Here is a 23,537-nt window from a genome sequence, read left to right as displayed (position 1 = left end):
CCGGGCGGCCCACGTCGCGTTTGGCGGTCATTGATACCCGGTGACCGCGGCCGCGGTCCCCGGGTGAGGCGGTGACTCGGTAAGAGCCGGTACGTTTCATGCGGTAGCGATCAGCGCAGACCGGTTTCGTTGCGGGCGATCACCAGGCGCTGGATCTCGCTGGTGCCTTCGTAGATCTCGGTGATCTTGGCGTCGCGGAAGTAGCGCTCCAGCGGCATTTCCTTGGAATAGCCCATGCCGCCGTGGATCTGCACGGCCTGGTGGGCGATCCACATCGCCGCCTCGGAGGCGGTGAGCTTGGCGATCGCGGCCTCGTTGCTGAAACGGCCGCCGTTCTTTTCGGTCTGGCCTTTCTGCCAGGCCGCGCGCAAGGTCAGCAGCAGGGCCGCATCGAGCTTGCACTTCATGTCGGCGATCTTGGCCTGGGTCATCTGGAACGCGCCGATCGGCTGGCCGAAGGCCTTGCGCTCGCGCACGTAGGCCAGGGTGGCCTCGTAAGCGGCGCGGGCGATGCCGATGGCCTGGCTGGCGATGCCGATGCGGCCCGCGTCCAGCACGCCCATGGCGATCTTGAAGCCGTGGCCTTCGTCGCCCAGCACGTCCTCGGCGGCGGCGACGTAGTCCTCGAACTCGATCTCGCAGGTGGCCGAGGCGCGGATGCCGAGCTTGGGCTCGGTCTTGCCGCGGTGGAAGCCCGGCTTGGCGGTGTCGATCATGAACGCGGTGATGCCGCGCGCGCCCTTGTCGGGGTCGGTCATCGCGAACAGCACGATGTACTTGGCGACCGGGCCGGAGGTGATCCAGCTCTTCTTGCCGTTGATCACGAACGTGCCGTCGGCCTGCTTGACCGCCTTGCAGCGCATCGCGGTGGCGTCGGAACCGGACTGCGGCTCGGTCAGGGCGAAGGCGCCGATCTCGCGGCCCTCGGCGATGGCGCGCACGTACAGCTGCTTCTGCGCCTCGGTGCCGAACTTGAGAATGCCGTTGCAGAACAGCGAATTGTTCACCGACACGATGGTCGAGTGGGCGGCGTCGGCCGCGGCGATCTCGACCATGGCCAGCACATAGCTGATCGGGTCCATGCCGGCGCCGCCGTACTCGGCCGGCACCTCGATGCCCATCAGGCCGTTTTCGCCCAGGGTGCGGATGTTCTCGAGCGGGAATTCGCCGGTGTGATCGTGGTGCTCGGCGCTGGGAGCAATCTTTTCCTGGGCGATACGGCGCGCCACGTCCTGGATCATCAACTGCTCTTCGGTAAAGCCAAAATCCACGTCGGCACCTCTGCTGGTTCTGGGGTGGGAGGGCCTGGAAACCGCTCCCGGAACAGGGATCCGCAGGCCATCGGCCTCGGCACGGATCGCACCGCGGCCATCGATCCGCGGCCGCCGTGCGAATTGTAGCCGCGCGCGCCGAATAACCCCACCTCCCAAGCCCAACGCCGGCTGCATCGAGTGCGGCGCAAGACTTGACCCTGTCGGGCGCGCGGAGGACACTTATCGCTGTATCGCGATAGGTTGATGGAAGACCGCGGACGGGAATCGGGCCAGCCCCTCCCCCGCCCGCCCCTCGACGCCTCGCCCACCCTCCTCCTCAAACCCGGATTCCCATGGACCTCGAAGGCTGGTCGTCCCGACTCAAGGTGTTCGCCGACGCCACCCGCGTGCGTCTGCTGACCCTGCTGGAACGCGAAGAGCTGACCGTGGCCGAACTGTCGGCGATCACCCGCCTGGCCCAGCCGCGGGTCTCGACCCATTTGTCCAAGCTCAAGGAGGCCGGCCTGGTGCGCGACCGCCGCGCCGGCGTGTCGGCTTACTACCGTTTCGACGAGGGCGCGCTGGACCAGGCGCAACGCGCGCTGTGGCAGACCCTGAGCACCGGCAGCGACGACCCGCTGCTGCGCCAGGACGCCGAGCGCGTGGCGGCGGTGCTGTCGATGCGCGCGGCCGACCAGAACTGGGCCGACTCGGTCGCCGGCGACATGGAGCGCCATTACTCGCCGGGCCGCACCTGGGAGGCGCTGGCGCGTTCGGCGGTGCCGCTGCTGCAACCCGGCGACGTGCTCGACATCGCCTCCGGCGACGGCGTGCTGGCCGAACTGCTGGCGCCGCACTCCAACCGCTACCTGTGCCTGGATGCCAGCACCAAGGTCGTGGCCGCGGCGTCCGAGCGGCTGCGCCGGCTCGACAACGTCGAGGTGCGCGAAGGCGACATGCACGCGCTGCCGTTCCCGGACCACAGCTTCGACCTGGTGGTGCTGATGCACGCGCTCACTTACGCCGAACACCCGGCGCAGGCCGTGGCCGAAGCCGAACGCGTGCTGCGTCCCGGCGGCCGCCTGCTGCTGACCAGCCTGGCCCGCCACGAGCACCGCGGCGTGGTCGCCGCGTACGGCCACGTCAATCTGGGTTTCGCCGAAAAGGAGCTGCAGAAGTTCGCCACCAAGGCCGGCTTCGAGATCGTCAGCTGCGAAACCGTGACCCGCGAGCGCCGCCCGCCGCATTTCGAGGTGATCGCCCTGATCGCGCGCAAGCCGACCGAAAAGGATGTGTCCGCGCGCAAGCCGGTCGGGAACGAGGCATCCGCACGCAAACCCGCCGCCGAGACTCCGGCACGCAAGCCCTCCAAGAAGGCCTGACCATGAAAATCCTGCCCTGGCTCAACCCCACCCGCGCGCAAGCGCTGCAGGACGCGCTCGCCGCGCGCATCCTGGTCATGGACGGCGCGATGGGCACCATGATCCAGCGCCACGAACTGGACGAAACCGCCTACCGCGGCGAGCGCTTCGCGCAGGGCTACGACGGCCAGCGCGCGCCGGAGGCCGAGGCCGGTCACGAACACGGCGAAGGCTGCGGCTGCGCGCGCGACCAGCGCGGCAACAACGACCTGCTCAGCCTGACCCGCCCCGAGATCATCTCCGGCATCCACGGCGAGTACCTGGCCGCCGGCGCCGACCTGATCGAGACCAACACCTTCAACTCGACCACGATCTCGCTGGCCGACTACGGCCTGGAGCATCTGGCCTACGAGCTCAACGCCACCGGCGCGCGCCTGGCGCGCGAGGCCTGCGACGCCGCCGAGGCGTTGACGCCCTCGCAACCGCGCTTCGTGATCGGCGTGCTCGGCCCGACCAGCCGCACCGCCTCGCTGAGCCCGGACGTGAACCGCCCCGGCTATCGCGCGGTGACCTTCGACGAGTTGCGCATCGCCTACCGAGAGGCCGTCGACGGCCTCATCGACGGCGGAAGCGATGTGATCATGGTCGAGACCATCTTCGACACCCTCAACGCCAAGGCGGCGGTGTTCGCGGTCGAGGAGGCCTTCGACGCGCGTGGCGCGCGCCTGCCGCTGATGATCTCCGGCACCATCACCGACGCCTCCGGCCGCACCCTGTCGGGCCAGACCGCCGAAGCGTTCTGGTACTCGCTGCGGCACGTGCAGCCGATGACCATCGGCCTGAACTGCGCGCTCGGCGCCAAGGACCTGCGCGTGCACGTCGACGTGCTGGCCCAGGTCGCCGACGCCTACGTCAGCGCGCACCCCAACGCCGGCCTGCCCAACGCCTTCGGCGGCTACGACGAAACCCCGGAAGACATGGCCGCGGTGCTGTCCGAGTTCGCCCAGGCCGGCCTGCTCAACCTGGTCGGCGGCTGCTGCGGCACCACGCCTGCGCACATCGCCGCGATCGCGGCCGTGGTCGAGGGCGTGGAACCGCGCCGCCTGCCGCAGGTGATCAGCGCCGAGGCGGCGTGACGCCGCCCGCCGCCCGTTTACGCCTCGTACGACACGACCGAATCGAAGAGTAATCCCACGCAATGACCGCACTCCCCCGCCAGACCCGCCTCAGCGGCCTCGAACCGCTGCAGATCACGCCCGAAAGCAACTTCGTCAATGTCGGCGAACGCACCAACGTCACCGGCAGCGCGCAGTTCAAGAAACTGATCATGGAGGGCCGCCTGGACGAGGCGGTGGTGGTCGCGCGCCAGCAGGTCGAGAACGGCGCCCAGGTCATCGACGTCAACATGGACGAAGGCCTGCTCGATTCCGAGAAGGCGATGGTCGACTACCTCAACCTGATCGCCGCCGAGCCCGACATCGCGCGCGTGCCGGTGATGGTCGACAGCTCCAAGTGGAGCGTAATCGAGGCCGGCCTGAAGTGCCTGCAGGGCAAGGGCATCGTCAACTCGATCTCGATGAAGGAAGGCGAGGACGAGTTCCTGCGCCAGGCGCGGCTGGTGCGCCGCTACGGCGCGGCCGTGGTGGTGATGGCCTTCGACGAGGTCGGCCAGGCCGACACCATCGATCGCAAGGTCGACATCTGTTCGCGCGCCTACAAGCTGCTGACGCAGGAGATCGGCTTTCCGCCCGAGGACATCATCTTCGACCCCAACGTGTTCGCGATCGCCACCGGCATCGAGGAGCACAACAACTACGCGGTCGACTTCATCGAGGCCACCCGCGAGCTCAAGCGCCGCTTCCCGTACAGCCATATCTCCGGCGGCGTCTCCAACGTCTCGTTCTCGTTCCGCGGCAACGAGGTGGTGCGCCAGGCCATCCACGTGGTGTTCCTGTACCACGCCATCAAGGCCGGCATGGACATGGGCATCGTCAACGCCGGCGCGCTGCCGCTGTACGACGACCTGGACGCGGACCTGCGCGAACGCGTCGAGGACGTGGTGCTGAACCGCCGCGCCGACGGCACCGAACGCCTGTTGGAGATCGCCGACCGCTACAAGGGCAAGAAGGGCGAGAAGAAGGTCGAGGACCTGGCCTGGCGCGAGCGCCCGGTGCGCGACCGCCTCAGCCACTCGCTGGTGCACGGCATCGACCAGTGGATCGAGGAGGACACCGAGGCTGCGCGCACCGAGTCCACGCGTCCGCTGGACGTGATCGAGGGCCCGCTGATGGCCGGCATGAACGTGGTCGGCGACCTGTTCGGCGCCGGCAAGATGTTCCTGCCGCAGGTGGTGAAGTCGGCGCGGGTGATGAAGAAGGCCGTGGCCTACCTGCTGCCCTACATCGAGGCCGAGAAGCTGCGCACCGGCGACGCCGGCAAGTCCAACGGCAAGATCGTCATGGCCACGGTCAAGGGCGACGTGCACGACATCGGCAAGAACATCGTCGGCGTGGTCCTGGCCTGCAACAACTTCGAGGTGGTCGACCTGGGCGTGATGGTGCCCGCGCAGACCATCCTGGACCGCGCCAAGGCGGAGAACGCCGATCTGATCGGCCTGTCCGGCCTGATCACGCCGTCGCTGGAGGAAATGAGCCACGTCGCCCGCGAGATGCAGCGCCAGGGCTTCACCATGCCGCTGCTGATCGGCGGCGCCACCACCTCGCGCGCGCACACCGCGCTGAAGATCGATCCGCATTACAAATCGCCGACGATCTGGGTCAAGGACGCCTCGCGCGCCGTGGGCGTGGCGCAGTCGCTGATCTCGATCGAACTGCGCGAGCCCTTCGTCGCCGCCAACGCCTCCGACTATGCCGAGATCCGCGAACGCCACCGCAACCGCGGCGACGGCAAGCGCCTGGTGTCGCTGGAGAAGGCGCGCGGCCAGCGCTACGACGGCGGCTGGAACGACTACGTGCCGCCGGCGCCGAACCAGCCCGGCCTGCACGTGTTCGACGACTATCCGCTGGCCGAGCTGGTCGACTACATCGATTGGACGCCGTTCTTCAACACCTGGGAACTGGCCGGCCGTTACCCCGCGATCCTCACCGACGAAGTCGTCGGCGCCCAGGCCACCGAGCTCTACCGCGACGCGCGCGCCATGCTCAAGCGCATCGTCGAGGAGAAGTGGATTTCGGCCAAGGCGGTGTTCGGCCTGTGGCCGGCCAACAGCGTCGGCGACGACGTGGTGCTGGGCGACGAGGCCGGCACGGTGCTGCACTTCCTGCGCCAGCAGGTCGACAAGCCCGCCGACCGCCCGGACTTCTGCCTGGCCGACTTCGTCGCGCCGCAGGACAGCGGCCGCCAGGACTGGATCGGCGGCTTCGCGGTGACCGCGGGCCTGGGCATCGAGCCGCACGTGGCGCGTTTCGAGGCCGACCACGACGACTACAACGCGATCCTGCTCAAGGCCCTGGCCGACCGTTTCGCCGAGGCGCTGGCCGAGCGTCTGCACGAGCGCGTGCGCAAGGAGTTCTGGGGCTACGCCGCCGACGAGGCGCTGAGCAACGACAGCCTGATCGACGAAGGCTACCGCGGCATCCGCCCCGCCCCGGGCTATCCGGCCTGCCCCGAGCACAGCGAGAAGGTCACCCTGTTCCGCCTGCTCGACGCCGAGAACAAGGCCGGTCTGCAGCTGACCGAAAGCTACGCCATGTACCCGGCCGCGGCGGTCTCGGGCTACTACTTCAGCCACCCGGGCAGCCAGTACTTCGTGGTCGGGCGGGTCAACAAGGAACAGGTCGAGGACTACGCCCGCCGCAAGGGCGTGAGCCTGGCCCAGGCCGAGCGCTGGCTGGCCTCGAACCTGGACTACGACCCCGAGTAACCGCGACCGCATCGCCACGAAGCTTAGCGATGGCGCGGCTACCACCGCACCCTACCCGTAGGATGCGGTGAGCCGCAGGCGACCCGCATCGCCGCGCCGCTTTGAACGTCCGCGCCGCCGCGCTCGCCGCATGCGCCCGCCGGCGGCTAGGATACGAACCGATGCCGGCGCCTCCCGCGCCGCGACCGTCCTGCCGAGTGGCCCGATGAGCGAACCGCTGCCCCTGCCCGACGACGACGGCGCCGACGCGCTGGGCAACGCCGCCTTCATCGAAAAATACGCCGGCCCCGGCCGCATCGGCCTGTGCGGCGGCCGCGACTTCATCAACAAGCTGATCCGCAAGGCGCAGGCGCCGCTCACCGCCGACGGCCACCGCAGCCTGTGGTCGCACGCTTTCGTCTTCAGCGAACGCCGCGTCGACGGCCATTGGTGGGTGATCGAGTCCGACCTGGACCTGCGCTACCGCCAGATCCGCCTGGGCGTGCAGGAGAACCGCGTCGAGCGCTACTACGACGCCGAGGCCTTCCCCAACATCGCCATCCTCGACTTCGGCCTGGACGAGGAACAAATCCGCAAGATCCAGGTCGCCGGCCTGGATCTGCTGTCGGGCCTGTCCAGCTATTCGATCAGCGAACTGGTCGGCACTCTGATGGCGATGCACAGCCGGCGCCTGCGCCGGCGCAGCAACCTGCTGGCCAAGGAAGGCGCGCTGTACTGCTCGGCGCTGGTGCAGCACTGCTATGCCGCGGCCGGCATCGAATTCCTGTCCGGCGTGCCCGGCAAGAACATCGCCCCGCACGACATCGACGAATCGCCGCTGCCGCACCGCACCCATCGCATCCTGCGCGACCTGGGCGTGTCGACGGTGCGCGAACTGAGCCACGAGGCGCTGTCGCGCTTCGGCTGAGCGCGGCCGGCGCTCAGCCTGCCTCGCAATCTGCGTATCCGATCCCCGCCGCGCTTGCCGCGAAGGCGGGGATCCAGGGCCTCGCCAGGCATGACTTTGCAGTCGCTGGATCCCCGCCTTCGCGGCAAGCACGGCGGCGTGCCGTGTGCGGCCGCGGCGCCCAGGCGCCACGGCCGCAAGCCCGGCCTCAGTGCGGCTCGTACCAGGGTTGTTCGATGTTGTAACGCGACACCGCGCAGCCCGCGCCCCAGCCCTGGGTGTTGATGGCGATGTTCTCCACGCAGGTGTGGTCGGCGGTGTCGGAGTACATGGCCTCGCGCGCGCGCACCTGATCCATGGCCACGGTGTTGTGCACCAGCCGCGCGCGCGGCGAATCGGTCAGCGAGATCACGCCGCTGGCCTCGGCGGTGAAGTCCAGGAACTGGTTGCCGGTGAGCTGCGCGTCCGGCGAATGCGCGAGCACCACGCCGCGTGCGCCGCGGTAGCCCACGACCACGTTGTTGACCATCTGCACGCCGGGCGCGTTGGAGATGTCGAACGCCGGCGTCCATACCGAGTATTCGTCGTTGCCGCGCCAGTAGCCGATCACGCGATTGCCGGTCAGGCGGATGCCGGGCGGGCCCGGGATGCGGCTGCCGTTGACGGTGATCGCGATCTCGGTCGCGCGCAGGATGGTGTTGTTGATCAGTTGCGCGTCGCGCTCGGCGGTCAGCAGGATGCCGCTGCGGTAGCCATCGACGCGGCAGTTGCGCACGGTCACGCCGTTGCCGGGTTCGACCTCGATGCCGATATGCTCGCCCTGCGCATCGGTGCGGCGCGAAACGGTGCGGCCCTTGCAGTCCAGTTCGACGTTGGAGGCGACGATCCGGATCGGACGGTCGCGGCTGGCGTTGAGGCAGTAGCTGCCGGACGCGGCGATGGTGTTCACGTCGGGCGTAAGTACGGTGTCGCAAGCGCTGGCGGCGGTGGAAAAACCCAGCCCGAACAGGGCCAGGCCAAGGTATGGCATGAAGCGCATGAGTTCCCTCTCGATGGATGCGATCGAGCCGATGACCGGCTCACGATCATCCTAAGCACGCGCGTTCTCACAGCCAGCGACTTGCGCCGACCCGTGGGCGATATGCGCCAATCCGGGCATCGCACGGAATCGGCGGCGTCGTGCGCGGATTTCGCCGCCTATCGCGAAACCATACGCAATGGTATGTTTAACCATCCGCCCTGCCCGCTGCCGCCTCCATGCAGGATCTGCTGCTGTTTTCCCACGCCAACGGCTTTCCGGCGCCGGTCTACGGACTGATGCTGGACGCGCTTGCGCGCGATTACCGCATCGCCCGCCCCGAGCGCATCGGCCACGACCCGCGCTATCCGGTCACGCCGGACTGGCCGCATCTGGTTGAGGAGTTGGCCGAGCGCGTGCAGGCCGCGGCCGCCGACGCGCGCCGGATCTGGCTGGTCGGGCATTCGCTGGGCGGTTACCTCAGCCTGCTGGCCGCTCACCGTCTGGGCGACAGTGCGCTGGGCGCGCGCATCGGCGGCGTGGTGATGCTGGATTCGCCGCTGATCGCCGGCTGGCGCGCGCACCTGGTGTCGCTGGGCCGCCGCACCGGCCTGGACGATCTGCTGATGCCGATGCGTGCGACCCTGCAGCGGCGCCAGCATTGGCCCGACCGCGAGGCCGTGCGCGCGCATTTCATGGCCAAGCCCGCCTTCGCGCGCTGGCACCCGCGCGTGCTGGAGGATTACGTCGACCACGGCACCCGCGCGCGCGCGGACGGCGAGCGCGAGCTCGCGTTCGTGCGCGAGACCGAATACGCGATCTACCGCAGCCTGCCCACCACCGCGCTCAGCGATCTGGCGCCACGCCTGCGCGTACCGGTGGCGTTTCTGGCCGGCACCCGCTCGCGCGAGCTGCGCCAGGCCGGCAGCGCGGCGACGCGGCGCCTGGTCGGGCCGCGTTGGGCCTGGGTCGAAGGCAGCCATCTATTCCCGATGGAGCGGCCGCTGGACACCGCCGAGGCGATCGCGGCCATGATCGCGCGCATGCGCGGCGGCGAGGCTGCGCGCGAGCCGGCACCTGCCAGCGAGGCGGCCTGAGGCCGGACGCGGCCGGCGTCAGTGCGCGGCGGCGGCCGCTTTACCGGTATCCGCCGCGACCAGGCCGTCCAGGTGCGCGGAGAAGCTCGGCAGCAACAGACGGTTGCCGTAGCCGCTGAGGTGGTCGCCATCGAAGTACAGCGGCCGGCCGTCGCGCAGCGCGGCGCAGGTCGGTCCCGGGCACAGCACCGGGAACGGATCCCACAGGCTCGCGCCCGGCAACTGCGCGACGATCTGCTGCAGCGCCTGCAGGCTGGGCGCGCGGTAACGCTGCAGGAAATCGCGCTCTACCGTCAGGCCGCGCGCGCACACCGGATTGTCGCGGTTGAACCAATCCGAACAGCGGTACGGCGGCGCGCGCAACAAGGGCTTGGGCGCCTCGAACACGATCCGCACCCCGCGCTGGGCCAGCGGGCGCAGGCGTTCCACCGCTCCAACCACGCCTTGCTGGCGCGAGGCCTGCGCGTCGGCGCCGAACGTCGCGCTGACCGCGGCGTTCTCGTCGAACAAGGTCCACTGCTCGGACAGGCGCGGCAGGCGCAGGGCCGGCAGGAACAGCACGTCGCCCGGGCGCGCCTTGCGGCCCACGTCGGCCACTACCGCCTCGACATAGGCGCGGCATGCGGGGTTGTCGAATTCGCGGCGATCGACCAGCCCGGCCACGCCGCAGCCGCCGGCGAAGTACAGCGTCGCGCTGCGCCCGCTGGCCAGCGCCGAGCGCTGCAGCAGTTCCGAATAGGCGCCGGCATGCGAGTCGCCGGCGACGAACAGGCGCCGCCCATCCGCCGGCGCGCGTTCGCAGCCGCCGCGTTCGTACACCCAGGCCGCGCCGCCCTGGATCTGTTCGGTGCGCACCGTCGCCTTGCAGCCCGGGTACGCCGGGTCGGTTTCGGGCCCGTACGGATACCAGTCGCCGGCGTTGCGGCTGACCACGCTCAACGAGTAATCGTCGGTGTGGCGCGCGACATGGCGGTAGATCGCGCTGGACGCGAACACCACCAGCACCGCGGCGGTCACGAAGCCCCAGTTGCGCATGCGCACCAGCGGCGCGGCGTGGCGCAGCGGGCGTTCGACCAGACGATACGACGCGATGGCCAACGCGATGGCCAGGCCCAAGGCCAGCGCACGCGCCCCCGCCGACTCCAGCCCCAGGGTCCAGCGGAACAGCACGAACACCGGCCAGTGCCACAGATACAACGAGTACGAGATGCGCCCGATCGCCACCGCCGGCGCGGTCGACAGCGCGCGCCCCAGCATGCCGCCGGCGCCGCCCGCGTACAGCAGGCCCAGCAGCAGCAAGGTGCCCAGCACCGGCCACAGACCGTCCGGCCAGGGCGAGTGCCCTGGACGCGCGTAGACGAAACCCGCCGCGATCAGCAGCACCGCCACGCCCAGTCCCGCCGAACGCAAGCCGCGCCAGACGCGCGCGGCCTGTTCGCCGCTGCGTGCCGACACGCCCGCCAGGCTCAACCCCTGATACAGCAGCACGCCCGCACCCAGCTGCCAGAAGCGGCCGGTGGTCAGATAGAACGCCTCCACCGTGCGGTCGCCGGCCTGCGCCAGGAGGCGCGCGTACCACAGCGAGGCCAGCGCGGCGACGGCGAACAGCGCCACCGACACCCAGCGCTTGCGCGCACCGTAGCTCCAGGCCAGAAACAGCAGCGGAAAGGCCACATAGAACTGCTCCTCCACGCCCAGCGACCAGGTGTGCGTGTAGGGGTTGAACTCGACCTTGGGCGAGAAATAATCGTTGCCGGTCGCGGCCAGGGTGAAATTGCTGAGCCCAAAGAAGGCCATGCGCCCGGTGTTGCGGCTGGTCTCGCTGAGCCAGGCCTCGGGGATGAACAAGGCGCTGGCCAGGCCGGTGACCAGCAGGCAGACGATCAGCGCCGGCGCGATCCGGCGCAGGCGGCGCGCATAGAAACGCAGCAGCGATTCGAAGAAACCGGCGCGTGGAAACCGCACGACCGAGGCGCTGACCACGAAACCGGAGATGACGAAGAAGATGTCGACGCCGGTGAAACCGCCCGGCAGCCAGGCCGCGTCGAGGTGGTAGAACACCACCGCCAGCACGGCGACGGCGCGCAGGCCGTCGATGTAGGGGAGATAGCCGGCCTGAGCTTCGTCTGCGCGCATCGGAATCCATTCGCGGACGAACCGCGTGCGCCGTCGCGCGGCGCGGAGTGGTCGGGAAGCCTGGGCGCCTTACCAGACCAGGTCGTCGGGCACCTGGTACTGCGGATCGGCGTAGGGATCGTCCTGCGCGGGCGCGTTCGGATCCACCTTCAGGGCCACCGACGGCGGGAACACCGCCTCGGCCTGCGCCAGCATCTGCGCGCTCACCAGCAGGTAGCGGCCGTCCATCTGCAGCACGCCCAGTTCGCCGGCGTTGAGCGCCTTGAGCTGGTCGGCGGTGACGTAGATGCGCTTGATCTTGCCGCCGTAAGGGAAGTGGCGCGCGATCTCGGCGTCGGCGACGTTCAAGGACTGATCCTTGACCAGCTCGGCCAGGCGCGCGCGCGCTTCGCGGCGCAGACGCGCTTCTTCCTGCTTGGCCTGTTCGGCGGCGATGCGCTCGTCCTTCTCGCGCTGGGCGCGGATGGCGTAGGCCTTGGCCAGGTCGATGTCCTCGCGCGAGCGCGGCTTGCCCTGCCCCGGCTGGGCCGGACGGCCGCCCGGCTTGCCACCGGGATGAGGAGCGCCGGGTTTGCCGCCAGGGCCGCGGCGCGCGTCGTGACGTGCGTCCTGGCGCGGCTGGCCGGGATTGGCGCCCGGACCGCGCGCATCGGCACGCGCGCCTTGCGCAGGTTTGCCGTCGCGGCGGCCGGGGCCGCCGCGCTTGGGGTCGTTGCCGCGTTCGGGCCGCTCGGGCTTGGGCGCGGGCTTGAAGCCCAGGCCTAACAATTGGTCGCGCAGTGTGTCGCTCATCGGCTTGAATCTTGTAGGGCTGCGTGCGGAATAAGGGGATTAACGAGAGCCGGCGCGCGCGGTGAACGCGCGGCGCCGCTCAGTAGTGCGGCGGCGGCGGTTCGCTGGCCGGGTCGTTGCCGGCCGGCCCGCCGCTGGACAGGGCCATGCGCAGCTGGCGCAGTTCCTCCAGCGCGCGGTGCAGCAGCAGTGTGGTGCGCGCTTCCTCGTCGCGGGCGGCGGCCAGCGCGTCGCTGAGTTCGAGCAAGGCGTGCTCCTGGAACGCGAGCCGCGTTTCCAGATCGACCAGGCGCTGTTCGACGGCGTCTGCGCTCACGGCGTGTCCAACCGGATCGAGCGGCCGCGGCCGATGCCGTAATAGGCCAGGCCCGCCGACTCGACCTCGTCGGGGTGATACAGGTTGCGGCCGTCGAAGATCACCGCGTCGGCCAGCGCATTGCGCACGCGCGCGAAGTCCGGGCTGCGGAACTGCTTCCACTCCGTGACCACCACCAGCGCATCGGCATCGGCCAGCGCGGCGCGCGAGGAATCGCACAGCACCAGATCCTCGCGCTCGCCGAAGATGCGCTGCGCCTCTTCGGTCGCTTCGGGGTCGTAAGCGCGGACCTTGGCGCCGGCCTCCCACAACTGCGCCAGCAGGCGCCGGCTGGACGCCTCGCGCATGTCGTCGGTGTTGGGCTTGAACGACAGGCCCCAGACGGCGAAGGTCTTGCCTTTGATGTCGCCGCCGTAGTGACGCCGGATCAGCTCGAACAGATGGCCCTTCTGGCTGTCGTTGACCGCCTCCACCGCGTCCAGCAGGCGCGCGTGGTAGCCGCTGTGCTGCGCGGTGCGTGCCAGCGCCTGCACGTCCTTGGGGAAGCAGGAACCGCCGTAACCGGCGCCCGGGTAGATGAAGTGGTAGCCGATGCGCGGGTCCGAACCGATGCCCTGGCGCACCATCTCGATGTCGGCGCCGACTTTCTCGGCGATGTTGGCGATCTCGTTCATGAAACTGATCTTGGTCGCCAGCATCGCGTTGGCGGCGTACTTGGTCAGTTCGGCCGAACGCAGGTCCATCACCACGATGCGCTCGTGATTGCGGTTGAACGGCGCGTACAGGCGCTTGAGTTTCTCCACCGCGACCGGGTTGGACGAGCCCACCACGATGCGGTCCGGACGCATGCAGTCGTTGACCGCATCGCCTTCTTTCAGGAATTCGGGGTTGGAGGCGACGTCGAACGCCAGCTCGATCCCGCGCTGGGCGAGTTCGGCGGCGATCGCGGCCTGCACCTTGTCGGCGGTGCCCACCGGCACGGTCGACTTGTTGACCACCACCACCGGACGTTCGATGTGGCGGCCGATGGTGCGCGCCACCGCCAGCACGTACTGCAGGTCGGCGCTGCCGTCCTCATCGGGCGGCGTGCCGACGGCGATGAACAGCATGTCGCCGTGGGCGATCGCGGCGGCGGCGTCGGTGGTGAAATGGAGGCGGCCGGCGGCGTGATTGGCCTTGACCATCGGCTCCAGGCCGGGCTCGTAGATCGGAATCACGCCGGCGTTGAGGCCGTCCACCTTGGCCGCGTCGATGTCCACGCAGACCACGTCGTGGCCCACGTCGGCCAGGCAGGTACCGGTGACCAGGCCCACGTAACCGGTGCCGAAGATGGTGACGCGCATGGAGGGCTCTCTGGTTCAGTCTGCGATGTTGCGTCGTGCCCGGCGAACTCCGCCGCCGGGCACGCGTGCGCGAAACGCGCGAGTGAGGCTTACTTGCCCGGCTTGGGACCGCCGCCGAGGATGTCGAGCAGCTCGACTTCGAACACCAGCACCGAGTTCGGCGGGATCGGACCGCCCGGGGTGCCCTTGTCGCCGTAGCCCAGCTTGGCCGGAATCCACAGCTTGTACTTGCTGCCGACCGGCATCAGCGCGATGCCTTCCTGCCAGCCCGGCACCACCTGCTGCAGCGGGAACTCGACCGGCTGATTACGCTCGTAGGAACTGTCGAACTGCTTGCCGTCCAGCAGCGTGCCCTTGTAATGCACGCGCACCACGTCGGTGGGCTTGGGCTTGGCGCCCTTGCCTTCGGTCAGCGCCTGGTACTGCAGGCCCGAGGCGGTGGTGACCACGCCCGGCTTCTTGCCGTTGCTGGCCAGGAAGGCCTCGCCGTCGGCGAGGTTCTTCTTGGCCTCGGCCATCATCTTGGCGATCTGCTTGGCCTGGATCTTCTGGGCGAAGCTGTCGCGCACTTCCGCGGCCTGCTTTTCGTCCATCAGCGGCTTCTCGCCGGCCAGCGCGGTCTTCATCGCCTTGTTGATGGTGTTCAGGTCGATTTCGTCCTTGGCCATCTCCAGCGACTTGGCGATGTCCAGGCCGATCATGTAGCTGACCTGCTCCTTCTCGGTGGCCAGGCCGGGGATGTTCTTGACGTCGCCCTTGCCCTCGTCCTTAGCGGTTTCGGTTTTGGCCGCGTCGGTTTTCTCGCCGGGCTTCTTGTCGCAGCCGGCGGCGAACAGAACCAGCGAGCCCACGGCGAGCGCGAGGGCGGTGTGGCGCAGGAAGGGCTTCATCAAACGGAACTCCTGGTGGGTGGGCATGCCTGCTAGGTCATGCCGTCTTGCATCGGGGGAGCCGCCAAGTTGCCAGCGGCCAGCTGAACGTTTCGCTTATCGCATGCCGCGGGCGTCCGGCGCGGTCGCGCCGGACCACCGCCGCCTTACAGGATCTCGACCAGCTCGACGTCGAAGGTCAAGGTGGCGTTGGGACCGATGCTGGGCGGGCCCTTGGGGCCGTAGGCGAGTTCGGCCGGGATCCAGAAACGGAACTTGGAACCGACGTTCATCATCGCCACGCCTTCCGACCAGCCCTGGATGACTTGGTTCAAACCGAAGTCGGCCGGCTGGCCGCGGTCGTAGGAGCTGTCGAACACGTTGCCGTTGAGCAGGGTGCCCTTGTAGTGCACGCGCACGCGGTCGCTGGGCTTGGGGCGCGCGCCGGAACCGGGGCGCAGCACCATGTACTGCAGGCCCGACGGCGTGGTGAACACGCCCTTGACGGTCTTGTTCTTCTCCAGGAACGCCTTGCCCTCGGCGAGATTCTTCTCGCCCGCGGCGGCGGCGTCGGCTTCCATCTTCTTGCCCATGCGCTCGCTGAAAGCGGTCAGCACGGTCTTTTCCTCGGCCTCGGTCAGCAGCGGCTTGCCGTCGCTGAGGACGGCGCGCACGCCCTGCATCAGCAGCGGCACTTCGATCTCGGCTTTGATCGGCGTCAGCGACGGGCCGACCATGTAGCCGCCGATCAGCTGGGCGACCTTGCCCTTGTCCACGGCCGGCGGGGCCGGCGGCGGCGTGCCCGGCGCGCTGCCCGGCGCCGACTTGCCGTCGCGTGCGGCCACGCGCGCGCGCAGGGCCGTGTCGGTGGCGCGCGCGTCGTCTTCGCCGATCATCGGCTTGCCGCCGTCGAAGCTGTTGCGCACGGCCTTTTCGAACATGGCCAAGTCCAGATCCGGGCCCACCGGCTTGATCGACTTGCCCACGTCCAGGCCGATGGCATAGCTGATCTTTTCGCGTTCGGTGGTCAGCACGGTCTTGTCCTGGGCAATGGCCGCCGCGCTGCTCAGCGCGACCGCGGTGGTGATCAACGCAGCGGCGCCGCGTACGAAAGCCTTCATCGGGTCCCTACTCCTTGGTGTATGGGAATCATCGGCGGCGTGGATACGCGCGCAAGCCGGACATTGTCGCGGGCCGCGCGCCTGTGGGCAATCGCGCCGGATTCCATCGAAAACGCGCTATTTGAAACCGCACTCATATATTGGGGCCGGCCCGGGCCGCTCAGCCGGCCTTCTTCGGGCGCGGCGCCTTCAGCGCGGCCTCGATCGCCGCGACCACGGTCGGGTCGTCGGGCTTGACCTTGCTGCCGTAGCTGGCGATCAGCTTGCCGTCGCGGCCGATCAGGTACTTGTGGAAGTTCCACTTCGGCGCCTCGCCGGCGGTGCTGGCCAGATCGCGGTACAGCGGCGTGGCCTGATCGCCGACCACGTGCACCTTCTCGAACATCGGGAACTTGACCCCGTAGGTGAGCGTGCAGAACTCCTGAATCTGCTTCTCGTCCTCGAATTCCTGGGCCTTGAAGTCGCCCGACGGGAACCCGAGCACGGCGAAGCCCTGCCCCTTGTACTTGGCGTGCAGGCCTTCCAGGGCCTCGAATTGCGGGGTGAAGCCGCATTTGCTGGCGGTATTGACCAGCAGCAGCACCTGCCCGCCGTACTGGCTGCGCAGATTGATGGCCTGCTTGCCGGCCAGGGGGCGGAAGCTGCGGTCCAGCAGCGACCCGGCGGCCGAGGCCAAACCGGCGACCAGCAGCAGACTGACGGCGGCCACGGCGGCCGTACGGCGGATTCGGGGGGCGAAAGCGGGCATGGGGGGCTCGGACTTGGCAGGTGGAAACGGGGGCCGGGACGGCCGGTGGGCCAAGTATGACTTCAGTTGGGGTCGGCGGACTTGACCGGGTGTGTTTTGGTGTTATAGTTGCATACAACACCGGTCTACCAACGAGCAGGACGTTCGCCATGAACAGCAAGCTCCATAACTCGATTTCCGCCCTCCTGGTCAGCGGCGCCACTTTGGTGCTGGCCCTGGTCGCGGCGAATCCGGCTCTGCCGGGCAGCCCCTCCCCCCAGCCGCGGCTGGCGCCGTCCGGCGTCGTCGTGGCGCTGGACACCGACGCCATCGCCCGCCGCGCCGAAGCCCAGGCCCGTCGCATCGAAGCCCGCGCGCAGCGCGTGGAGAGCCTGGCCGACGCCGCCGCCTTCACCGCCGAGCTGGCCACGGCGGTGGCCCTGGCCAACGCCCTCGAAAACGTTTCTGCCGCGGAGCCGGCCGACGACGCAGTACCGCACCGCAAAGCCCGGAAGGCCACGCGGCGCAATCGCCAGGCCTTAGTCATGCCTTATTTCTCATTCGCACCGCGGGGCTGAACCATGACCGCTATCCAATGGAGCGACGGCGCTCCCATCTATCGCCAGCTGAAGGAACGCGTCGTCGCCATGATGCTCGACGGCGTGCTCAAGCCCGGCGACGCCCTGCCCTCCGTGCGGCAGGTGGCGGCCGAGTATCAGCTCAACCCCATCACCGTCTCGCGCGCCTACCAAGAGTTGGCCGACGAGGCACTAGTCGAAAAACGCCGAGGACTGGGCATGTACGTCACCGAAGAGGCTGCCAAGAAACTGCTGCTGAACGAACGCGAGCGGTTCCTGCGCGAGGAATGGCCGCTGGTGCTGGAACGCATCCTGCGGCTGGGCCTGAGCACGGAAGAGCTGCTGTCCGCGGGCGGCGGCAAGGCGGGTGCGCAATGAACGCGCAATCCCAGTCCAACGTCGTCAGCGCCCGCGGCCTGCGCAAGGCCTATAAGAACAAGGTCGCGCTGGACAACACCGCCTTCGAGATCCCGGCCGGACGCATCGTCGGCCTGATCGGTCCCAACGGCGCCGGCAAGACCACCGCGCTCAAGGCCATCCTCGGCCTGATCCCCTTCGAGGGCGACCTGAAGGTGCTGGGCCGCGATCCGCGCACCCAGCGCGACGAGCTGATGCGCGACGTGTGCTTCATCGCCGACGTTGCGGTGCTGCCGCGCTGGATCCGGGTCAAGGAGGCGATCGACTTCGTCGCCGGCGTGCATCCGCGCTTCGACCGCGCCAAGTGCGAGCGCTTCCTCGCCGGCACCCAGCTCAAGCCCAACCTGCGCGTGCGCGAACTGTCCAAGGGCATGATCGTGCAGCTGCACCTGGCCCTGGTGATGGCGATCGACGCGCGCCTGCTGGTGCTGGACGAGCCGACCCTGGGCCTGGACATCCTCTACCGCAAGCAGTTCTACCAGCGCCTGCTGGAGGACTACTTCGACGAGGAGAAGACCATCATCGTCACCACCCACCAGGTCGAGGAGATCGAGCACATCCTCACCGACGTGTTGTTCATCCGCGACGGCAAGGTCGTGCTGAACAGCGACATGGAAATCCTCGGCGAACGCTTCGTCGAGGTGCTGGTCAACGCCGACAAGCTGGAGCAGGCGCGCGCACTCAAGCCGCTGGACGAACGCGCCCTGCCGTTCGGCAAGACCGTGATGCTGTACGACGGCGCGCCGCACGACCGGCTGGCCGAACTCGGCGAAACCCGAACGCCCGGCCTGGCCGATCTGTTCGTCGCCACCATGAAGGGGACCTACGCATGAACGCGATCGATCTCAACGCCGACCGTCCCGCACCGCGCACCGTCGCCGCCGTCCATCCCACCCACACCTTCCGCCTGCTGCTGCGGCGCGAGTTCTGGGAACACCGTGGCGGCTTCCTGTGGGCGCCGCTGCTGGCCGGCGCGATCTTCCTGCTGTTGGCCGTGATGGGCATCGGCGTCGGCGAGTTCGCCGCGCGCAAGGTCATCGACAGCAACAGCAACCACGCGATGATCAGCACCGACAACGGCGACATCAGGCTCAACGGGCTGGACCTGTCCAACCTGACCGAGCGGCTCAGCAAGGAGGACATGCGCGAGCTGGGCGGCGCCGTCGACGGCCTGCTGTTCGTGGCCGGCAGCTGGCCCCTGATCGTGCTGGCCTTCGTGGTGTTCTTCTACTGCCTGGGCAGCCTCTACGACGAGCGCAAGGACCGCAGCGTGCTGTTCTGGAAATCGCTGCCGGTGTCCGACGGCCAGACCGTGCTGTCGAAGGTCGCCAGCGCCACCCTGACCGCGCCGTTGCTGGCGGTGGCCGCCTCGCTGGCGACCATGCTGGGCTTCCTGGTGATCCTGAGCGTGGTGGTGCTGATCCACGGCGGCAACCCGATCACCCTGCTGTGGGGTCCGGGCAGCCCGTTCAAGGTCGCGATGAACATGATCGCCAGCATCCCGATCTACGCACTGTGGGCGCTGCCGACAGTGGGCTGGCTGATGCTGTGCTCGTCCTGGGCCCGTAGCAAGCCGTTCCTGTGGGCCATCATGATCCCGCTGTTCGCCGGCATCTTCGTGTCCTGGTTCGATCTGATGCAGCTGTTCAACCTGGATAGCGGCTGGTTCTGGAAGAACATCGTGGTCCGCTCGCTGGCCAGCGTGTTCCCCGGCGGCTGGATCGATGCGATCAACGTCGGCGAGATCCACAGCGAGGGCCCCTCGGTGGTCCACGAAGTGATCAACCTGCGCACGATGTACTCGGTCCTGGGCAGCCTGCAGCTGTGGGTCGGCGCGGCGGTCGGCGCGGCCATGATCTACGCCTCGGTCCGTCTGCGCCGCTGGCGCGACGAGGGTTGATCTCCGACGCCGGGCGCGGGCCGCGGATGCGGCTCCGCCCGGCGCAGCAAGAAACCCGCACACGCAATGCAACCCTGATCGCTGCAACTGCATCCAAGTACGCGACGCCCGCCGCCACGGCGGGTCCGACCCGACAGGAGTATGTGATGCGCAAGTTCATCCTCGGTGCCCTCGCCCTGCTGCCGTTCGCGGCGATGGCGCAGGACGGCAACTGCCAGCATTCCCAGGCCCGCGACCTCAAGCTGGACCTGGCCGGCGCCAAGGCGGTGGTGTTCGACATCGGCCAACACGATATCGAAGTGGTCACCGGCACCGACTACGCCGTCCACGGCCGCGCCTGCGCCTCCGATGCCAAGTACCTGCCCGAGCTCACCCTCAGCCAGCACCGCGTCGGCGACAAGCTGGTGGTGGTGGCGCGGCGCGACCAGCGCGCCTGGCTGAGCCTGGGCAACAACTACGCCTACCTGCGCCTGAAGGCGACGGTGCCAGCGGACCTGATGGTGCAGCTCAACGTCGGCTCCGGCGACGCCCGCGCCACCGGCGTGGCCGCGCTCAGCGCCGATGTCGGTTCCGGCGACGTGCGCGCCGAGAACGTGCGCGGCCAGGTCACCGCCGACGTCGGCTCCGGCGACATCGAACTGGAGAACATCGGCGCGCTGCACGTGGTGTCGGTGGGTTCGGGCGATCTCAAGGCGCGCAAGGTCGCGCGCGACGTCAAGGTCGGCGACATCGGCTCGGGCGACGTCGAGCTGTACGGCGTGGGCGGCAACGTCGACGTCGACGAGATCGGCTCCGGCGACATCGAGGTCCACGGCGCGCGCGGCAACCTGCACGTGCGCTCGGTGGGCAGCGGCTCGGTGCGCCACCGCGACGTGACCGGCAAGGTCGACGTGCCGCGCGACAACGAATGATCCGGCCCCTTTACATCTTCCGCCAGGACTCCGTCATGAAACTCGCTAGCGTACTGTCCATCCCCTTGTTCGCCCTGGCCCTGGCCCTGGCCGGCTGCGGCAGCCACGACCGCGTCACCATCGGCGGCGACGGCGTGCTCAAGCACATCGAACTGGGCGACGACCGCATCAGCCTGCACGGCAACGGCAGCATCGCGGTGATCACCAACCGCGGCGACCTGAGCATCGACGGCAAAGCGGTGGCGCTGAACCCGGCGCAGCGCGCCGAAGCCCTGCGCCTGTACACCAACGCGGTGGCCGTGCGCGACGACGGCATCGCCATCGGCAAGGCCGGCGTCGACATCGCCGGCAAGGCGGTGGCCGGCGCGATCGAGGGCGTGGTCAAGGGCAATGCGGACTCGGTCGGCGACAAGATCGACGCCGAGGCCGACAACATCGCCCAACAGGCCCAGCGCCTGTGCAAGCGCGTGGTCGAAATGCGCGCCGCGCAGGACGCGCTGGTGCAGACCCTGCCCGCGTTCGAGCCCTATGCCCAGCTCGACCGCGGCAGTGTGAGCGACTGCAACGCCTAAACGTTTTATCGAGTGCGGTGTCCGTCGCTTCTCCGGTGCTGCGACGGACACCCGCTCGACCTGGTTTAAACTGACGTGATTCAAACCGATCGGACCCGATCGGACCCGAACCAACTAGCTCCACACCCGTCAGACCCGCACGATTTGCCCCGGTCGGCCCGGCCCTCGCCCCGACCCGATCCGCCCCCAACGTCCCGCGAAGCGGGTAGCCGTCCGAACCCAGATCGGAGGTACCGTCATGCCTGTGCGTGCCCTGTTGTTCGCCGTCGCCGCCGTGTTGAGCCTGGCCGGCTGCGCCTCCACCGCCAGCCGCGACGCCGCCGCCCCGCCCTTGCGCGGCGCGGCGCTGGACCGCGAAGTCGAACGCCTGATGCAGGCCGGGCGCGTGCCCGGACTGGCGCTGGCGGTGATCGACGACGGCCGCATCGTGCATCTGAAGGCCTACGGCTCGCGCGATCTGGAGCGCAAGCTGCCGCTGACCACCGACACCGTCATGTACGGCGCCTCGATCACCAAGGGCGAGTTCGCCTACGCGGTGATGTCCCTGGTCGAATCCGGCCGGTTGGACCTGGACCGTTCGATCGCGCAGTACCTGCCCAAGCCGCTGCCCGAATACGAAAAATACGCCGACCTCGCCGGCGACGAACGCTGGCGCCGGCTGACCCCGCGCATGCTGCTGTCGCACACCGGCGGCTTCGCCAACTTCCGCTTCTTCACCCCGGAGGGCGGCTACGACCCGAAGGGCAAGCTCAAGTTCTACTTCGATCCCGGCCAGCGTTACGCCTATTCCGGCGAAGGCATCAACCTGCTGCAGTTCGTGATCGAGTTCGGCCTGGGCGTGGACGTCGCCGAGCTGATGCAGAAGCAGGTCTACGACCGCTACGGCATGCGCCGCACCAGCCTGGTCTGGCGCGAGGATTTCGCCGACAACCTGGCGATCGGCTACGACCAGGACAACAAGCCCCTGGGCCACAAGCAGCGCGGCGCGGTGCGCGCGGCCGGCTCGATGGACACCACCATCGCCGACCAGGCCGCGTTCCTGGCCGGACTGGCGCGCGGCGACGGCCTCAGCGCCGCCAGCAAGGCCGAGCTGCTGCGTCCGCAGATCGCGATCGATTCGGTGCAGCAGTTCCCGACCCTGTCGCTGGACGCGAATCCCGACAACCGCAGCATCGAACTGTCGTACGCGCTGGGCTGGCTCACCTATCGCGAACCGCAGGGCCTGGCCTGGTCCAAGGGCGGCCACGACGACGGCACCAACAACCTCGCCCTGTGCGTGGCCGACGGGCGCCGCTGCATGGTGATCCTGAGCAACAGCTCCAACGGCGAAGGCCTGTTCAAATACCTGGCCGACGCGACCTTGGGCACGACCTGCCTGCCCTGGTTCTGGGTCAACTACATTCCCTACGACCACCCGGAATGGCGCCTGCCGAAAGCGCGCGCGCAAGCGCATTCGCCATGTGCGCCGCTGGCGCGGCCACAGTTATAAATTTTGGCACTTGCCTACGCACCCTCTTTGCATCTTGGAAAATACTTTGCTAGCTTCGAATCAGTGCTGTAAGCGAGTAATTTTTCGACGCAAATGCCAGGCACACAATTTACATCTTCAATATGTTTCTTGCAGACCTAGATACTCAAAAACAGGCTGGACACCCATGAAATGGAATAATTCGTGGCACCCATTGCTAGCAAGCCTTGCTTGGACACTTACATTCTTTTTTATGGTCGCGACCGGCGCTAGCGCCTACACGTTGCCGACCAAGCACAATGTTTACGATTTAAAGCTTGAACTCATTCGAGACGGCAAGGTGGTCGCTTCGCCAAGCATGCAACTGCTGTATGGCAAGCCTGGGCGTATCACGATAGGCGATCAGAATGGCGCCATTCGAATGCAGGCGCTGGTTAGTCCCGGCGCAAGAACACCAAAGGGCGACGCGGCGGTAGACATAAGCGTGATCGTCTTAGAGCAAATTGAAGGTGCTTGGGTCATACTTGGTGAGCCCAGGATGCGGATAGCTGAGGGCAAAAGCGGAACAGTAAACATTGATGGTGCCGATGGGTTCAGCCTTGGCCTTACGGTAGTGTCTAAATACAATCCGCGCGCTGCGAAAATTGAACCCAAGCAATGCGGGCCAATCGATGAGCCCCTTTCGGCATCGAGCCTTTCGACCTCAAGCCTAACTGCAGGCCCCTGCCCCAACTGCCCGTCTCTCCCCTGCCCAGATTGTCCGAACTGCTGCAGCGCTAACTGCGCAGACGGCACCCCCGGCAAGATGAGTTGCTGCGGCGGCACCACTTGCTGCGCTTGCGGAGCCTGCTGCGACCCACCGCTTTAACGGGTTGCGTACGGACGCTGA

Annotated in this window: 21 protein-coding genes; 12 read left to right on the top strand and 9 right to left on the bottom strand. The window is 68.2% G+C overall.

Annotated elements, in window-relative coordinates; genetic code table 11:
* Positions 1 to 110: 110 nt before the first annotated feature.
* On the bottom strand, positions 111 to 1,331 hold the full coding sequence (locus LVB77_RS11550) for an acyl-CoA dehydrogenase family protein (RefSeq protein ID WP_343226236.1): 1,221 nt from the start codon (positions 1,329 to 1,331) through the stop codon (positions 111 to 113).
* 275 nt (positions 1,332 to 1,606) lie between these two features.
* Between LVB77_RS11550 and LVB77_RS11545 the strand changes: the two genes are divergently transcribed.
* From LVB77_RS11545 to LVB77_RS11530, 4 genes are all read left to right on the top strand, one after another.
* Positions 1,607 to 2,635: a metalloregulator ArsR/SmtB family transcription factor gene (locus LVB77_RS11545; RefSeq protein ID WP_343226198.1), complete on the top strand. Its 1,029-nt coding sequence runs from the start codon at positions 1,607 to 1,609 to the stop codon at positions 2,633 to 2,635.
* A gap of 2 nt (positions 2,636 to 2,637) precedes the next feature.
* Positions 2,638 to 3,750 carry a homocysteine S-methyltransferase family protein gene (locus LVB77_RS11540; protein WP_232906260.1) on the top strand — a complete coding sequence of 371 codons (1,113 nt, stop codon included), beginning with the start codon at positions 2,638 to 2,640 and terminating at the stop codon, positions 3,748 to 3,750.
* Positions 3,751 to 3,812: 62 nt separating this feature from the next.
* Positions 3,813 to 6,497 carry a methionine synthase gene (gene metH / locus LVB77_RS11535; protein ID WP_232906259.1) on the top strand — a complete coding sequence of 895 codons (2,685 nt, stop codon included), beginning with the start codon at positions 3,813 to 3,815 and terminating at the stop codon, positions 6,495 to 6,497.
* Between the two features lie 205 nt (positions 6,498 to 6,702).
* Positions 6,703 to 7,404, top strand: coding sequence for a hypothetical protein (locus LVB77_RS11530; protein ID WP_232906258.1), 702 nt, complete (start codon positions 6,703 to 6,705; stop codon positions 7,402 to 7,404).
* A 187-nt stretch (positions 7,405 to 7,591) separates the two neighbouring features.
* On the opposite strand, the gene LVB77_RS11525 is transcribed toward LVB77_RS11530, so the two are convergent.
* Positions 7,592 to 8,422: a right-handed parallel beta-helix repeat-containing protein gene (locus tag LVB77_RS11525; protein WP_232906257.1), complete on the bottom strand. Its 831-nt coding sequence runs from the start codon at positions 8,420 to 8,422 to the stop codon at positions 7,592 to 7,594.
* Positions 8,423 to 8,640: 218 nt separating this feature from the next.
* Here LVB77_RS11525 and LVB77_RS11520 point away from each other — a divergent pair, with 218 nt between their 5' ends.
* A complete protein-coding gene (locus LVB77_RS11520) occupies positions 8,641 to 9,498 on the top strand; it encodes an alpha/beta hydrolase (RefSeq protein ID WP_232906256.1) in 858 nt (285 codons plus the stop codon).
* An 18-nt stretch (positions 9,499 to 9,516) separates the two neighbouring features.
* Here the strand turns inward: LVB77_RS11520 and LVB77_RS11515 are convergent, their stop codons facing one another.
* The 7 genes from LVB77_RS11515 to LVB77_RS11485 all read right to left on the bottom strand — a co-directional run bounded on the left by LVB77_RS11515 (position 9,517) and on the right by LVB77_RS11485 (position 16,823).
* Positions 9,517 to 11,634 (bottom strand): acyltransferase family protein, encoded by a 2,118-nt coding sequence (locus LVB77_RS11515; RefSeq protein WP_232906255.1) that lies wholly within the window; start codon positions 11,632 to 11,634, stop codon positions 9,517 to 9,519.
* 69 nt (positions 11,635 to 11,703) lie between these two features.
* The gene (locus LVB77_RS11510) at positions 11,704 to 12,426 is read right to left on the bottom strand and encodes a DUF2058 family protein (protein ID WP_232906254.1); all 723 of its coding nucleotides are present in this window, start codon (positions 12,424 to 12,426) and stop codon (positions 11,704 to 11,706) included.
* Positions 12,427 to 12,505: 79 nt separating this feature from the next.
* Complete coding sequence (locus LVB77_RS11505; RefSeq protein WP_232906253.1) at positions 12,506 to 12,742, bottom strand: SlyX family protein; 237 nt, start codon at positions 12,740 to 12,742, stop codon at positions 12,506 to 12,508.
* The gene (locus tag LVB77_RS11500; protein ID WP_232906252.1) at positions 12,739 to 14,085 is read right to left on the bottom strand and encodes a UDP-glucose/GDP-mannose dehydrogenase family protein; all 1,347 of its coding nucleotides are present in this window, start codon (positions 14,083 to 14,085) and stop codon (positions 12,739 to 12,741) included. Before LVB77_RS11500 ends, LVB77_RS11505 begins: the two co-directional genes overlap by 4 nt.
* Positions 14,086 to 14,174: 89 nt before the next feature.
* Entirely contained in the window at positions 14,175 to 15,002 is an 828-nt protein-coding gene (locus LVB77_RS11495; protein ID WP_232906251.1) for an FKBP-type peptidyl-prolyl cis-trans isomerase, read from the bottom strand.
* Positions 15,003 to 15,121: 119 nt separating this feature from the next.
* A complete protein-coding gene (locus tag LVB77_RS11490; RefSeq protein WP_232906250.1) occupies positions 15,122 to 16,075 on the bottom strand; it encodes an FKBP-type peptidyl-prolyl cis-trans isomerase in 954 nt (317 codons plus the stop codon).
* Between the two features lie 160 nt (positions 16,076 to 16,235).
* Positions 16,236 to 16,823: a glutathione peroxidase gene (locus LVB77_RS11485; protein ID WP_232906249.1), complete on the bottom strand. Its 588-nt coding sequence runs from the start codon at positions 16,821 to 16,823 to the stop codon at positions 16,236 to 16,238.
* 149 nt (positions 16,824 to 16,972) lie between these two features.
* Here LVB77_RS11485 and LVB77_RS11480 point away from each other — a divergent pair, with 149 nt between their 5' ends.
* The 7 genes from LVB77_RS11480 to LVB77_RS11450 all read left to right on the top strand — a co-directional run bounded on the left by LVB77_RS11480 (position 16,973) and on the right by LVB77_RS11450 (position 22,669).
* Positions 16,973 to 17,380 (top strand): hypothetical protein, encoded by a 408-nt coding sequence (locus tag LVB77_RS11480; RefSeq protein WP_232906248.1) that lies wholly within the window; start codon positions 16,973 to 16,975, stop codon positions 17,378 to 17,380.
* A 3-nt stretch (positions 17,381 to 17,383) separates the two neighbouring features.
* On the top strand, positions 17,384 to 17,758 hold the full coding sequence (locus LVB77_RS11475) for a GntR family transcriptional regulator (protein ID WP_232906247.1): 375 nt from the start codon (positions 17,384 to 17,386) through the stop codon (positions 17,756 to 17,758).
* On the top strand, positions 17,755 to 18,630 hold the full coding sequence (locus LVB77_RS11470) for an ABC transporter ATP-binding protein (RefSeq protein ID WP_232906246.1): 876 nt from the start codon (positions 17,755 to 17,757) through the stop codon (positions 18,628 to 18,630). The genes LVB77_RS11475 and LVB77_RS11470 overlap by 4 nt, the downstream gene beginning before the upstream one ends.
* Positions 18,627 to 19,697, top strand: a complete 1,071-nt coding sequence (locus LVB77_RS11465; protein ID WP_232906245.1) for a hypothetical protein — start codon at positions 18,627 to 18,629, stop codon at positions 19,695 to 19,697. Before LVB77_RS11470 ends, LVB77_RS11465 begins: the two co-directional genes overlap by 4 nt.
* 146 nt (positions 19,698 to 19,843) lie before the next feature.
* Positions 19,844 to 20,608, top strand: a complete 765-nt coding sequence (locus LVB77_RS11460; protein ID WP_232906244.1) for a DUF2807 domain-containing protein — start codon at positions 19,844 to 19,846, stop codon at positions 20,606 to 20,608.
* Positions 20,609 to 20,643: 35 nt separating this feature from the next.
* Positions 20,644 to 21,180: a YggN family protein gene (locus tag LVB77_RS11455; protein ID WP_232906243.1), complete on the top strand. Its 537-nt coding sequence runs from the start codon at positions 20,644 to 20,646 to the stop codon at positions 21,178 to 21,180.
* A gap of 238 nt (positions 21,181 to 21,418) precedes the next feature.
* The gene (locus tag LVB77_RS11450; RefSeq protein WP_232906242.1) at positions 21,419 to 22,669 is read left to right on the top strand and encodes a serine hydrolase domain-containing protein; all 1,251 of its coding nucleotides are present in this window, start codon (positions 21,419 to 21,421) and stop codon (positions 22,667 to 22,669) included.
* The last annotated feature ends 868 nt before the right edge of the window (positions 22,670 to 23,537 follow it).

This window comes from Lysobacter sp. 5GHs7-4 (genome assembly GCF_021284765.1).
GTDB lineage: Bacteria > Pseudomonadota > Gammaproteobacteria > Xanthomonadales > Xanthomonadaceae > Lysobacter.
This window is presented reverse-complemented; position numbering and strand designations above follow the sequence as displayed.

Bases quoted from the DNA above. Each gene is read 5' to 3' on its own strand.
- LVB77_RS11545 (WP_343226198.1), top strand. From the start codon at position 1,607: ATGGACCTCGAAGGCTGGTCGTCCCGACTCAAGGTGTTCGCCGACGCC.
- LVB77_RS11540 (WP_232906260.1), top strand. From the start codon at position 2,638: ATGAAAATCCTGCCCTGGCTCAACCCCACCCGCGCGCAAGCGCTGCAG.
- metH (WP_232906259.1), top strand. From the start codon at position 3,813: ATGACCGCACTCCCCCGCCAGACCCGCCTCAGCGGCCTCGAACCGCTG.
- LVB77_RS11530 (WP_232906258.1), top strand. From the start codon at position 6,703: ATGAGCGAACCGCTGCCCCTGCCCGACGACGACGGCGCCGACGCGCTG.
- LVB77_RS11525 (WP_232906257.1), bottom strand. From the start codon at position 8,422: ATGCGCTTCATGCCATACCTTGGCCTGGCCCTGTTCGGGCTGGGTTTT.
- LVB77_RS11520 (WP_232906256.1), top strand. From the start codon at position 8,641: ATGCAGGATCTGCTGCTGTTTTCCCACGCCAACGGCTTTCCGGCGCCG.
- LVB77_RS11515 (WP_232906255.1), bottom strand. From the start codon at position 11,634: ATGCGCGCAGACGAAGCTCAGGCCGGCTATCTCCCCTACATCGACGGC.
- LVB77_RS11510 (WP_232906254.1), bottom strand. From the start codon at position 12,426: ATGAGCGACACACTGCGCGACCAATTGTTAGGCCTGGGCTTCAAGCCC.
- LVB77_RS11500 (WP_232906252.1), bottom strand. From the start codon at position 14,085: ATGCGCGTCACCATCTTCGGCACCGGTTACGTGGGCCTGGTCACCGGT.
- LVB77_RS11495 (WP_232906251.1), bottom strand. From the start codon at position 15,002: ATGCCCACCCACCAGGAGTTCCGTTTGATGAAGCCCTTCCTGCGCCAC.
- LVB77_RS11490 (WP_232906250.1), bottom strand. From the start codon at position 16,075: ATGAAGGCTTTCGTACGCGGCGCCGCTGCGTTGATCACCACCGCGGTC.
- LVB77_RS11485 (WP_232906249.1), bottom strand. From the start codon at position 16,823: ATGCCCGCTTTCGCCCCCCGAATCCGCCGTACGGCCGCCGTGGCCGCC.
- LVB77_RS11480 (WP_232906248.1), top strand. From the start codon at position 16,973: ATGAACAGCAAGCTCCATAACTCGATTTCCGCCCTCCTGGTCAGCGGC.
- LVB77_RS11475 (WP_232906247.1), top strand. From the start codon at position 17,384: ATGACCGCTATCCAATGGAGCGACGGCGCTCCCATCTATCGCCAGCTG.
- LVB77_RS11470 (WP_232906246.1), top strand. From the start codon at position 17,755: ATGAACGCGCAATCCCAGTCCAACGTCGTCAGCGCCCGCGGCCTGCGC.
- LVB77_RS11465 (WP_232906245.1), top strand. From the start codon at position 18,627: ATGAACGCGATCGATCTCAACGCCGACCGTCCCGCACCGCGCACCGTC.
- LVB77_RS11460 (WP_232906244.1), top strand. From the start codon at position 19,844: ATGCGCAAGTTCATCCTCGGTGCCCTCGCCCTGCTGCCGTTCGCGGCG.
- LVB77_RS11455 (WP_232906243.1), top strand. From the start codon at position 20,644: ATGAAACTCGCTAGCGTACTGTCCATCCCCTTGTTCGCCCTGGCCCTG.
- LVB77_RS11450 (WP_232906242.1), top strand. From the start codon at position 21,419: ATGCCTGTGCGTGCCCTGTTGTTCGCCGTCGCCGCCGTGTTGAGCCTG.